Source organism: Streptomyces sp. NPDC056479, from assembly GCF_042795335.1.
Lineage (GTDB): Bacteria > Actinomycetota > Actinomycetes > Streptomycetales > Streptomycetaceae > Streptomyces.
The window spans coordinates 418,781-430,090 of record NZ_JBHTRZ010000011.1 but is presented as its reverse complement, the minus strand read 5'-3'; the positions used below and the strand labels follow the sequence as shown (position 1 = coordinate 430,090).

The 11,310-nt window shown below is 67.8% G+C and carries 11 protein-coding genes, 1 rRNA gene and 1 riboswitch; of the genes, 11 read left to right on the top strand and 1 reads right to left on the bottom strand.

Annotated elements, in window-relative coordinates:
* The 11 genes from rrf to ACFQ6S_RS37700 form a co-directional block, all read left to right on the top strand.
* Positions 1–95 (top strand): 5S ribosomal RNA (gene rrf, locus ACFQ6S_RS37750); the annotation flags it as partial.
* Positions 96–204: 109 nt separating this feature from the next.
* Positions 205–813, top strand: a complete 609-nt coding sequence (locus tag ACFQ6S_RS37745; protein WP_383419725.1) for a CDP-alcohol phosphatidyltransferase family protein — start codon at positions 205–207, stop codon at positions 811–813.
* Between the two features lie 115 nt (positions 814–928).
* Positions 929–3,424: a sugar phosphate nucleotidyltransferase gene (locus ACFQ6S_RS37740; protein WP_383419723.1), complete on the top strand. Its 2,496-nt coding sequence runs from the start codon at positions 929–931 to the stop codon at positions 3,422–3,424.
* A 108-nt stretch (positions 3,425–3,532) separates the two neighbouring features.
* The gene (locus tag ACFQ6S_RS37735; RefSeq protein ID WP_383419721.1) at positions 3,533–4,435 is read left to right on the top strand and encodes a DUF881 domain-containing protein; all 903 of its coding nucleotides are present in this window, start codon (positions 3,533–3,535) and stop codon (positions 4,433–4,435) included.
* On the top strand, positions 4,432–4,764 hold the full coding sequence (locus ACFQ6S_RS37730; RefSeq protein ID WP_003988855.1) for a small basic family protein: 333 nt from the start codon (positions 4,432–4,434) through the stop codon (positions 4,762–4,764). The genes ACFQ6S_RS37735 and ACFQ6S_RS37730 overlap by 4 nt, the downstream gene beginning before the upstream one ends.
* 5 nt (positions 4,765–4,769) lie before the next feature.
* Positions 4,770–5,618, top strand: a complete 849-nt coding sequence (locus ACFQ6S_RS37725; protein WP_383419719.1) for a DUF881 domain-containing protein — start codon at positions 4,770–4,772, stop codon at positions 5,616–5,618.
* A 61-nt stretch (positions 5,619–5,679) separates the two neighbouring features.
* Positions 5,680–6,585, top strand: a complete 906-nt coding sequence (locus ACFQ6S_RS37720) for an FHA domain-containing protein (RefSeq protein ID WP_383419717.1) — start codon at positions 5,680–5,682, stop codon at positions 6,583–6,585.
* A gap of 41 nt (positions 6,586–6,626) precedes the next feature.
* Positions 6,627–7,364: a MerR family transcriptional regulator gene (locus tag ACFQ6S_RS37715; protein ID WP_383419716.1), complete on the top strand. Its 738-nt coding sequence runs from the start codon at positions 6,627–6,629 to the stop codon at positions 7,362–7,364.
* An 86-nt stretch (positions 7,365–7,450) separates the two neighbouring features.
* Positions 7,451–7,924: a bifunctional nuclease family protein gene (locus tag ACFQ6S_RS37710; RefSeq protein WP_004002801.1), complete on the top strand. Its 474-nt coding sequence runs from the start codon at positions 7,451–7,453 to the stop codon at positions 7,922–7,924.
* Positions 7,925–8,189: 265 nt separating this feature from the next.
* On the top strand, positions 8,190–8,834 hold the full coding sequence (locus ACFQ6S_RS37705; RefSeq protein WP_383419714.1) for a MerR family transcriptional regulator: 645 nt from the start codon (positions 8,190–8,192) through the stop codon (positions 8,832–8,834).
* 81 nt (positions 8,835–8,915) lie between these two features.
* Positions 8,916–10,349 (top strand): DNA polymerase IV, encoded by a 1,434-nt coding sequence (locus ACFQ6S_RS37700; RefSeq protein WP_383419713.1) that lies wholly within the window; start codon positions 8,916–8,918, stop codon positions 10,347–10,349.
* Between the two features lie 285 nt (positions 10,350–10,634).
* On the opposite strand, the gene ACFQ6S_RS37695 is transcribed toward ACFQ6S_RS37700, so the two are convergent.
* Positions 10,635–11,042, bottom strand: a complete 408-nt coding sequence (locus ACFQ6S_RS37695; protein WP_383419712.1) for a PRC-barrel domain-containing protein — start codon at positions 11,040–11,042, stop codon at positions 10,635–10,637.
* A gap of 114 nt (positions 11,043–11,156) precedes the next feature.
* Positions 11,157–11,252: riboswitch (glycine riboswitch) on the top strand.
* Positions 11,253–11,310: the final 58 nt, after the last annotated feature.

Sequence of the window (11,310 nt, the reverse complement as noted above, 5' to 3'; positions counted from 1 at the left end):
AAACGCCCGGTTACATTCCGAACCCGGAAGCTAAGCCTTACAGCGCCGATGGTACTGCAGGGGGGACCCTGTGGGAGAGTAGGACACCGCCGAACTCCTTTTAGAGCTCTGGCTCTTGGGCATACAGCCCGAGGGCCAGAGCTTTTTTGCGTTGAGGTAGGGTCAGGGGGCATCGTAGGTACGTTTCCCACAGGAGGCCCCCGGGTGGAGGTCCAGGAGACTCGAGTCCAGACGGATCGAGTGCTCACCATCCCCAACATCCTCAGCATGGCGAGGCTCCTTGGTGTGCCCCTGTTCCTGTGGCTGATCCTCAGGCCCGAGTTCGGCGGGCCGAAGAGCGATGGCTGGGCCCTTCTGGTGCTGCTGCTGAGCGGCATCAGTGACTACCTGGACGGCAAGCTCGCGCGGCGTTGGAACCAGGTCAGCAGCCTCGGCCGGCTTCTCGATCCGGCGGCCGACCGGCTCTACATTCTCTCGACTTTGGTCGGGCTCACCTGGCGCGAGATTCTGCCGATCTGGTTGACCGCTGCACTTCTGGCGCGAGAGCTGGTTCTGCTGGTCATGGTGGGCATCCTCAGACGCCACGGCTATCCGCCCCCGCAGGTGAACTTCCTTGGGAAGGCGGCTACGTTCAACCTGATGTATGCCTTCCCGTTGCTGCTGCTCAGTGACGGAAGTGGGTGGATCCCGTCACTGGCTGCTATTTTCGGATGGGCGTTCGCCGGATGGGGTACAACGCTGTACTGGTGGGCAGGAGTTCTCTACGTGGTCCAAGTCCGCCGCCTGGTCCGAGCGGACGCCATGGCCGGGTGAACTCGCCGATTGAATCGGGCGTAGTGGCTCGATGGCCCGCGGTGGAAAAGTGCGGGACAATCTGGATGGGTGAAGTCGGCTAGACCGTCGTCTCTTCGAGGAGGACGCTTCCGACATGAAGGCCGTCGTGATGGCCGGAGGCGAAGGCACACGCCTTCGCCCTATGACCTCAAGCATGCCCAAGCCGCTCCTGCCGGTGGCAAACCGACCGATCATGGAGCACGTTCTTCGGCTGCTCAAAAGGCATGGGCTGAATGAGACCGTCGTGACCGTTCAGTTCCTGGCTTCGCTGGTCAAGAACTACTTCGGTGACGGTGAAGAGCTCGGAATGGAGCTCAGCTATGCCAACGAGGAGAAGCCACTCGGTACCGCCGGAAGCGTCAAGAACGCCGAAGAGGCGTTGAAGGACGATGCCTTCCTCGTCATCTCCGGCGATGCCCTGACCGACTTCGACCTCACCGAGCTGATCAACTTCCACAAGGAAAAGGGATCGCTCGTCACCGTCTGTCTGACGCGTGTGCCCAATCCGCTGGAATTCGGCATCACGATTGTCGATGAGGAAGGCAAGGTCGAGCGCTTCCTCGAGAAGCCGACCTGGGGTCAGGTCTTCTCGGACACCGTGAACACCGGCATCTATGTCATGGAGCCCGAGGTCTTCGACTATGTCGAGGCCGATGTTCCCGTGGACTGGTCCGGTGATGTCTTCCCGCAGCTGATGAAGGAAGGCAAGCCGATCTATGGGTACATCGCGGAGGGTTACTGGGAGGACGTCGGGACCCACGAGAGCTATGTGAAGGCGCAGGCCGACGTCCTGGAGGGCAAGGTCGACGTCGAGCTCGACGGCTTCGAGATCTCCCCGGGCGTGTGGGTGGCGGAAGGCGCCGAGGTTCATCCTGACGCCGTTCTCCGTGGGCCTCTGTACATCGGGGACTACGCCAAGGTCGAGGCCGGTACAGAAATCCGGGAACACACGGTCATCGGCTCGAACGTTGTCGTGAAGAGCGGGGCCTTTCTGCACAGGGCCGTCGTGCACGACAACGTGTACGTCGGGCAGCACAGCAATCTGCGTGGCTGTGTCGTCGGAAAGAACACCGACATCATGCGTGCGGCCCGGATCGAGGACGGCGCGGTCATCGGCGATGAGTGCCTGATCGGTGAGGAATCGATCGTTCAGGGCAATGTGCGGGTCTATCCGTTCAAGACCATCGAGGCCGGTGCCTTCGTCAACACCTCGGTGATCTGGGAGTCGAGGGGCCAGGCGCATCTCTTCGGCGCCCGTGGCGTTTCCGGAATCCTGAACGTGGAGATCACGCCGGAACTCGCTGTGCGTCTCGCCGGCGCCTATGCGACGACCCTGAAGAAGGGCTCCACCGTCACCACGGCCCGCGACCACTCCCGTGGTGCCCGGGCGCTGAAGCGGGCGGTGATCTCCGCTCTCCAGGCCAGCGCCATCGACGTACGCGATCTGGAGAACGTACCGCTGCCCGTGGCCCGGCAGCAGACCGCGCGGGGCAGTGCCGGCGGGATCATGATCCGGACGACGCCCGGGGTGCCGGATTCCGTCGACATCATGTTCTTCGACGGACAGGGCGCCGACCTGTCGCAGGCCAGTCAGCGGAAGCTGGACCGGGTGTTCGCGCGTCAGGAGTACCGGCGTGCGTTCCCGGGAGAGATCGGGGACCTGCATTTCCCGGCCAGTGTCTTCGACTCGTACACCGGGTCGCTGCTGCGGAACGTCGATACGACCGGGATCTCGGAGTCCGGGCTGAAGGTCGTCGTCGATGCGTCGAACGGTAGTGCGGGTCTTGTGCTGCCCAGTCTGCTCGGCAAGCTCGGTGTGGACTCGCTGACCATCAACCCCGGTCTCGACGAGTCCAGGCCCACGGAGTCGGCGGATACGCGGCGGTCGGGGCTTGTGCGGCTGGGAGAGATCGTTGCTTCCGCGCGGGCCGCCTTCGGGGTGCGGTTCGACCCGGTCGGCGAGCGGCTGTCGCTGGTCGACGAGAAGGGGCGGATCGTCGAGGACGACCGGGCCCTGCTGGTGATGCTCGATCTCGTGGCCGCCGAGCGGCGCAGCGGGCGGGTGGCGCTCCCGGTGACCACAACGCGCATCGCCGAGCAGGTGGCGGCGTATCACGGGACCCAGGTGGAGTGGACGACCACCTCGCCCGATGACCTGACCCGGGTCGGTCGCGACGAGACGACGATCTTCGGCGGTGACGGCAGGGGCGGGTTCATCATCCCGGAGTTCAGCAGCGTCTTCGACGGTACGGCGGCCTTCGTGCGGCTGATCGGGCTGGTGGCACGGACGCAGCTCACGCTCAGCCAGATCGACGCGAGGATTCCGCGGGCCCACGTGATCAAGCGGGATCTTGCGACCCCCTGGGCCGTCAAGGGACTGGTCATGCGCCGGGTCGTCGAGGAGGCCGGAGATCGCTTTGTCGACACCACCGACGGTGTACGGGTCGTGGAGACCGACGGGCGCTGGGTGATGGTGCTGCCCGACCCGGCCGAGGCGGTCACGCATCTGTGGGCCGAGGGGCCCGACGATTCGTCCGCGCAGGCCCTGCTCGACGAGTGGGCGGCGGTTGTGGACAGCGCGGGCCGCTGACGCAAGCAGCACACGCGCGTGTCGGACAGGTGTCCCCGAACGGGGCCTGTCCGGCACGCCGGTGGGGCCATTCGGCGGTACTGCTCGCGACGTGCGACGATGTGCGGCATGCCGCAGCAGCCCCCCGATCGGAGCACACCTACGCCCCCTGCACGCCCGGACGCGTCCATGTCGCTGCTCACCAACGTCATGGATCACAGCCTCGACGACGGGTACGCCGAGGCGGCCGCCCGTAAGGAGGCGGCGGGTGACGGGGGCATGCCCAAGACGCTCAGGGCGAAGCTGGGGCTTGCCGCCGGACTGGTGCTCGCGGCGCTCGTGGTGACCGTGGGAGCGGCACAGGCGCGTGTGGCGGCGCCCGTGGTGGCCAAGGAGCGCGAGGAGCTGATCGACCGGATCGACCGGGAGACGGCGACGGCGGACAAGCTGGAGAAGAGCGTCGACGATCTGCGCGCCGACGTGAGCGCACGGCAGCGCGAGGCCCTGAAGTCGACGGGCGGCGACCAGGCGGAGCTGGTGGGCATTCTGGCGGGCGCTGTCGAGGTGCACGGACCTGGCGTGAAGCTGGTCGTGAACGACGCCAAGGAAGCGGGCACGCAGGACGGCACCGACCCCCGGGGGGCGACCGGATTCTCCGACACCGGGCGGGTCCGCGACCGCGACATGCAGCGTGTGGTCAATGGGCTGTGGGAGTCGGGCGCCGAAGCCATCTCGATCAACGGACAGCGTCTGACAGCCCTGTCGGCGATCAGGGCCGCGGGTGACGCGATACTGGTCGACAACAAACCGCTGGTTCCGCCGTACACGGTGCTCGCGGTGGGGGACGGTGAGCGGCTGAGCACCAGGTTCCAGGACAGCGCCGACGGGCTGTACCTGCACGCCTTGCAGGAGAACTTCGGCATCCGGACCAGCATCTCCGTGCAGGACGACCTCCGGCTGCCGGCCGCACCGAGCGTGATCGTACGTACAGCACAGCCGAACACCGAGCAAACCGAGAAGGGCACATCGTGATCGCCGTACTGGGCCTCGTCGTGGGAGTCGTGGCCGGACTGTTGGTCCGGCCTGAGGTTCCGGCCGTCGTCGAGCCTTATCTGCCGATCGCCGTCGTGGCGGCTCTGGACGCCGTCTTCGGAGGTCTGCGGGCCATGCTCGACGGGATCTTCGACGACAAGGTCTTCGTCGTGTCGTTCCTGTCCAACGTGGTCGTGGCCGCGCTGATCGTGTTCCTGGGCGACAAGTTGGGCGTGGGCGCCCAGCTGTCCACGGGCGTCGTGGTCGTACTCGGCATCCGGATCTTCTCGAACGCCGCGGCGATTCGCCGTCACGTGTTCCGGGCGTGAGGCCGATGAGCAATCACGACGAGACTGCGGAGAACAGGCTGCGCAAGCAGCTCCCCGACGAGGTTCCGGCGGCCGAGACCGAGGACGCTCCTGAGAGCACGGACGCGTCCGAGGAGCGGCCGGAGGCCGGGCTGACCGGGCGGCAGCGGCTGGGGCAGGGGCTGTGGCCGCCGCGCGTCACCCGGGCCCAACTCATCGTCGCCCTGCTGCTGTTCGGCCTCGGATTCGGCCTGGCCGTCCAGGTCGCGTCGAACAGCGACAGCGACAGCGCCCTGCGCGGCGCACGTCAGGAAGATCTCGTTCGCATCCTCGATGAACTGGACGACCGTACTCAGCGTCTAGAGGACGAGAAGCAAGGTCTGGAGAAGCAGCGCGACGAGCTGGAGAACAGTTCGAACCAGGCCGAGGAGGCCCGTAAGCAGACGGTCGAGAAGGAGAGGCAACTCGGCATTCTGGCGGGCACCGTGGCCGCGCAGGGGCCCGGCATCACGATGACCATCGACGACACGAAGGGCACGGTCGAGGCGGACATGTTGCTCGACGCGATCCAGGAGCTGCGCGCGGCCGGCGCGGAGGCGATCCAGGTGAACGACGTACGCGTGGTCGCCGACACCTATCTGACGGATTCCGGCAACGGCGTCAGTGTCGACGGGAACAAGATCAACGCGCCCTATCGTTTCAAGGTCATCGGTAAACCGCAGGACCTCGAACCAGCGCTCAACATCCCTGGAGGCGTGGTGCAGACCCTGGAGAAGGAGCAGGCCACCGTGACGATCGAGCAGTCGGACAAGATCGTCGTGGACGCCTTGCGAGCGGCGAAGCGGCCTGACTACGCTCGGTCGTCCTCGCAGTGAACCGAGGGTGCATGGGGGACGACCGGGGAGGGCATGAGGTTGCGGGGGGTCGGCGCACCGAATGGGTGGTGCGTGGTGGAAACTGTCTGGTGGAGACGGACGTTGTGAAGATGTCCGGGTCGGTCAGAGAGTGCAGTCAGGGTTCGTCCTGCCCCACGGGCGGGTCTGTTTCGGTCAAGGGGAATCGCCCGTGAAGTTGTTTGCGAAGTTGTTCGGCAAGAGCGCGCGAGAGGGTAGCGACAACGCGACCGCTCGTCACCGCGCACAAGGGGACGATGAGGGCCAGCGCCCGCTGTTCAGGGACCAGGTGGCCGGACCGGGCGGCGACATTCCCGGAGGTCAGGGCGCGCCGTCAGTTGACCCTGCCCAGTCCGGCGGCATAGGTTTCGGGCAACCGTCAACCTCAAGTACGGGTGGAGGGTTTTCCCCGATGTCGGCCCTGGTGTGTACGAGGTGCGGTAACCGCAACGCGGAGAACAGCCGCTTCTGTTCCAACTGCGGCGCCCCGCTGCGAGGCGGCCCGGCGCCCGAGCGTCCGTCCGAGACGACCTCCACGATCTCCATCTCCGGTCTTGAGGCCTACGACGCCGAGGCCACCGGTCAGACGGCGATCCCTGCGCTGTCGCCCGAGGCCCAGGCGGCCGTCGACGCGTTGCCGCTGGGCTCCGCGCTCCTGGTCGTGCGCCGTGGCCCGAACTCGGGCAGCCGATTCCTCCTGGACGGCGATCTGACCACCGCCGGCCGCCACCCGCAGAGCGACATCTTCCTGGACGACGTGACGGTCTCGCGCCGGCACGTGGAGTTCCGTCGCGGTCAGGACGGCTCGTTCACGGTGGCCGACGTCGGCAGCCTGAACGGTACGTACGTCAACCGCGAGCGGATCGACCAGGTCGCCCTGAACAACGGTGACGAGGTGCAGATCGGCAAGTACCGGCTGGTCTTCTACGCGAGCCAGCGGGGCTACTGACCCTCCCCCGGAGCCCGTCCGGGGAGACCCAGGGAAGGTCCATGCTGAAAACACCGAGCGGCGGTGCCCGTCACGGCACCGCCGCCACGGACGGTCGGCTGATGAGCATCGGCACGGTGCTGAGCATGCTGCGCGACGAGTTCCCTGACATCACCATCTCCAAGATCCGGTTTCTGGAGTCCGAGGGCCTTGTCGAGCCGCAGCGGACCCCCTCGGGGTATCGCAAGTTCAGCGCGCAGGACGTCGAGCGGCTCGGTCACGTCCTGCGGATGCAGCGGGACCACTATCTGCCGCTCAAGGTGATCCGGGAGCACCTGGACGCCATGGAGCGCGGCGAGGCGGCACCACTGCCTGCCCTGTGCCGCCCGCGGGACGGCGAAACGGTCCTGGAGCCCGTGGAGGGACCCACGGTGGCTCGGATCGGACGGGCCGAGCTGCTCGCCGCGGCCGAGATCGGTGACCGGGAGCTCGCGGAGTGGGAGTCGTACGGCCTGATCAGCGCCCTGCCGGACGGCGTGTACGACGCAGAGGCGGTCACTGTGGCCGCGCTCGTGGCCGAGCTGGGGCGGTTCGGGATCGAGCCACGGCATCTTCGGGTGATGAAGGGCGCCGCCGACCGCGAGGCCGGGCTCGTGGACCAGGTCGTGGCACCCCTGAGGCGGCACCGCAACCCGCAGACCAGGGCTCATGCCGAGGCCCGTGCCAAGGAGCTGGCGGGACTCACGGTGAAGCTGCATGCCGCGCTGGTGCAGACGGCTCTCGGAGTGAGGCTGCCCTGAGCGGGGCAGGCCACGAGCAGGCCGGATCGGCCACCCGTTCCCGGCCCGACTACCCAAACGTCCCGAGCACGGCCTAGGGTTGCTGTGTGAACGAGCTCGATGTCGTAGGTGTCCGGGTCGAAATGCCCTCCAACCAACCGATCGTGCTCCTGCGCGAAGTGGGAGGCGACCGTTACCTCCCCATCTGGATCGGGCCGGGGGAGGCGACGGCGATCGCCTTCGCCCAGCAGGGCATGGCCCCCGCGCGACCGCTGACCCACGACCTGTTCAAGGACGTGCTGGAGGCCGTCGGCCAGGAGCTCACCGAAGTGCGCATCACGGACCTGCGTGAGGGCGTCTTCTACGCGGAGCTGGTCTTCGCCAGCGGCGTCGAGGTGAGCGCCCGCCCGTCCGATGCCATAGCGCTGGCCCTGCGCACCGGAACGCCGATCTACGGCAGCGACGGAGTGCTCGACGACGCCGGCATCGCGATCCCGGACGAGCAGGAGGACGAGGTGGAGAAGTTCCGCGAGTTCCTCGACCAGATCTCGCCGGAGGACTTCGGCACCAGCAGTCAGTGAGGCGGCGTGGGCGGCGCCCTGCGGACTTGCGGTCCGTGATGGTGCGGCCCACAGTCGGTTACGGCTCAAATGCCGGCATTTGCCAGCGGCGAGCGTGAGCGTCTTGAGGTCTGCCCCGAGCACATTCGGCTAGCCTTTCCCCGCGGTGGGGCGCGGGAAACCACTCCTAGGGTGATTATCACTCGGCGGGCCGAGTGTGGCGATCGTTGACGCACCCCGGGTGACTGCCTACCGTCGAGAAGGCAGGTCAAGGACGGAGGTCGGCGTGAGAAGCAGCGGCGACGGTACGGCTGGGGGTGCTCCCGAGCGCAGTCTCGGGGCGAGCGGCCCGTACCCGCTTCACGGCAGCGCGGATCACGCTTTTCAGCGACCGACGGCCGTGCCGAGCAGTGGTGGAGGGGCGGCGTCCATGGCGACCGAGGAGATCGGTTATCGCGGTCCGACGGCGTGTGCGGCCGCCGGGATCACGTACCGGCAATTGGACTACTGGGCGCGCACCGGCCTCGTGGAGCCGAGCGTGCGGCCCGCTCACGGGTCGGGGACGCAGCGGCTGTACAGCTTCCGGGACGTCGTCGTCCTGAAGATCGTCAAGCGCTTCCTCGACACCGGTGTGTCGCTCCAGAACATCCGCACCGCCGTGCAGCATCTGCGGGAGCGGGGCTTTCGCGATCTTGAGCGTATGACGCTGATGAGCGACGGTGCGACGGTCTACGAGTGCACCTCGCCAGACGAGGTGCACGCGCTGCTCCAGGGTGGGCAGGGGATCTTCGGGATCGCCGTGGGCGTGGTGTGGCGGGACGTCGAGAGCGCGCTGTCGCAGCTGCACGGGGAGCGGATCGACACCGGGGAGACGCTCATCGGCCACAACCCGACGGACGAGCTGGCTCGGCGGCGTAACCGGGCGGTCTGAGCGCCGGTCGTGGCGAGGAATTGTCGGGCCAGGGTGTTGTCGGCCAAGGCATTGTCAGTGGTGTGAGGCAGCATCAGGGGTGTGAGAAACGCGCCCACGATCCTGCATCTCGACATGGATGCCTTCTACGCCTCGGTGGAGCAGGCATCCAAGCCGAGCCTGCGCGGGAAAGCCGTGATCGTGGGCGGTCTCGGGCCCCGTGGAGTCGTGGCCACCGCTTCCTATGAGGCCCGGGTCTTCGGGGTTCACTCGGCGATGCCCATGGCGCAGGCGCGTCGGCTGGCGCCGAACGCCGCGTATCTCGTGCCGCGCTTCGGGATCTACCGCGACACCAGCGAGCAGGTGATGGCGCTGCTGCGCGAGCTGTCACCGCTGGTGGAGCCGCTGAGCCTGGACGAGGCGTTCGTGGATCTGGAGGCCGGGGAAACGGCCTGGGACGAGGCGTCGGCGCGGCTGGTGGGGACGAAGCTGCGCGCCGACATACGGGCCGCCACCGGGCTGGCGGGGTCGGTTGGGCTGGCCGCGTCCAAGATGCTCGCGAAGATCGGCTCTGAGCAGGCCAAGCCGGATGGGCTGGTGGTGATCGAGCCGGGGACCGAGCGGGCGATGCTCGGGCCGATGTCGGTGCGGACCTTGCCCGGGGTGGGGCCGGCGACCGGCGACCACCTGCGGCGGGCCGGGATCCATACGGTCGAGGAGATCGCCGAGGCGGGTGAGGACGAGCTCGTACGACTGCTGGGGAAGGCGCATGGGCACGCCCTGTACGCGATGGCTCTGGCCCACGACGAGCGACCGGTGGTCGCCGAGCGGGAGACCAAGTCGGTGTCGGTCGAGGACACCTACGACGTGGACATTCACGACCGGGTGCGGGTGGGTTTTGAGGTGCAGCGGCTGGCCGACCGCTGTGTGCGGCGGTTGCGCGGGGCCGGGCTGTCCGGGCGGACGATCGTGCTGAAGGTGCGGCGCTACGACTTCTCGACCTTGACCCGGTCCGAGACCTTGCGCGGGCCCACGGATGATCCGGCCGTGGTGCGGGAGGCCGCCGCGCGGCTGCTGGATTCCGTGGACACGACGGGAGGCGTGCGGCTGCTTGGGGTCGGGGTGAGCGGGCTGGCCGACTACACGCAGGAAGATCTGTTCGCTCAGGCTGCGGGGGTGCGGATGGAAGAGGCGGCGGAGGACGGTGAGGAAGAGGCCGCGGTGGCGCGACGGGCCGAGGGCGCGGCCGAGCGGCGGTGGCATGCGGGGCACGATGTGCGGCACGCCGAGTTCGGGCACGGGTGGGTGCAGGGGAGCGGGCTCGGGCGGGTGACGGTGCGGTTCGAAACGCCCAGGTCGGAGCCGGGGCGGGTCCGCACCTTCCGGGTCGATGATCCGGGGCTGGAGGCTGCCGAGCCGTTGCCTTTGGTGGAGGGCAGGCCTGGGAAGGGTGGGGGAAGCGGGGGGCCAGGGGCCGGTGGGGGAGCCGGTGCTGGTGCTGCTGATGGGGGTTTGGGGGCGGGGAGTCGCCTGTGATGCCCGGGTAGGGCGGTGGGGGCAGGCGAGGGCCATGGACCGCCCGCGGTGGGGTTCGGTTCGCCTTGGCGGGGCCTCACCCGAAGCGGGGCTTCCCCCGATGCATTTCGAGCACGGCGGACTGCCGGCGCGCACTCATGACCAGGCCAGCGACACGATCGCCCGCAGCTGTGCCCCTACCGGGGCGCTGACGTGTGGGTGGAAGTCGGCGTGCGGTGCGATGCGTGTGGCTGCGGTGGCTCTGTCCCGACTGGTGAGAGGCGGCCGTGTGGCGGCTGCCCGGGGTCAGGGATGCGGATGAGTGGTCCTGGGGCCGTTGTTGTCGGGGTCCTCCCTGCCTGCCAAGTTGCCGAAGTCCCGGTCGGGGGGTGGGGGCGAGGCTGCGACGTCCAGGCCGTAGTGGTGGTAGAGCTGGAGTTCTTGTTCCGGAGAGAGGTGGCGGCCCACCCCGAAGTCGGGGGCGTCCTTGATCAGGGTGCGCTCGAAGGGGACGTGGAGGGTGCCCTCCACCAGTTCGCTGGGCTCCAGGGGGACGAAGGCGTCCCGGGAGAACAGGCCGGTGCGTATCGCCGCCCATTCCGGCACTCCGGTCGCGTCGTCGAGATAGACCTCGTCGATCGTGCCGATCTTGGTGCCGTTGCGGTCAAAGGCCTTGCGGCCGATCAGATTGCGCGGATCGATGTCGGTCTGCACGGGCCCTCCACTTGGTCGCAACTCATCCGTAAGCACTACGAAAAGGCACATTGGGATGTGCGGCCACTCGAAGGGGCGTGCGTTGACCTCGCTGGTAGGCTTGCAGACGGCTGCTGACCCCGTGCGGGAGAGTCCTCCGGACACCACCGGAGGCGCCGAAGGAGCAAATCCTCCCCGGAATCTCTCAGGCCCACGTACCGCACGGACGAGGTCACTCTGGAAAGCAGGGCGGGTGCCGACGGCTTCCGCCCTCACCGACGGTGAAAGC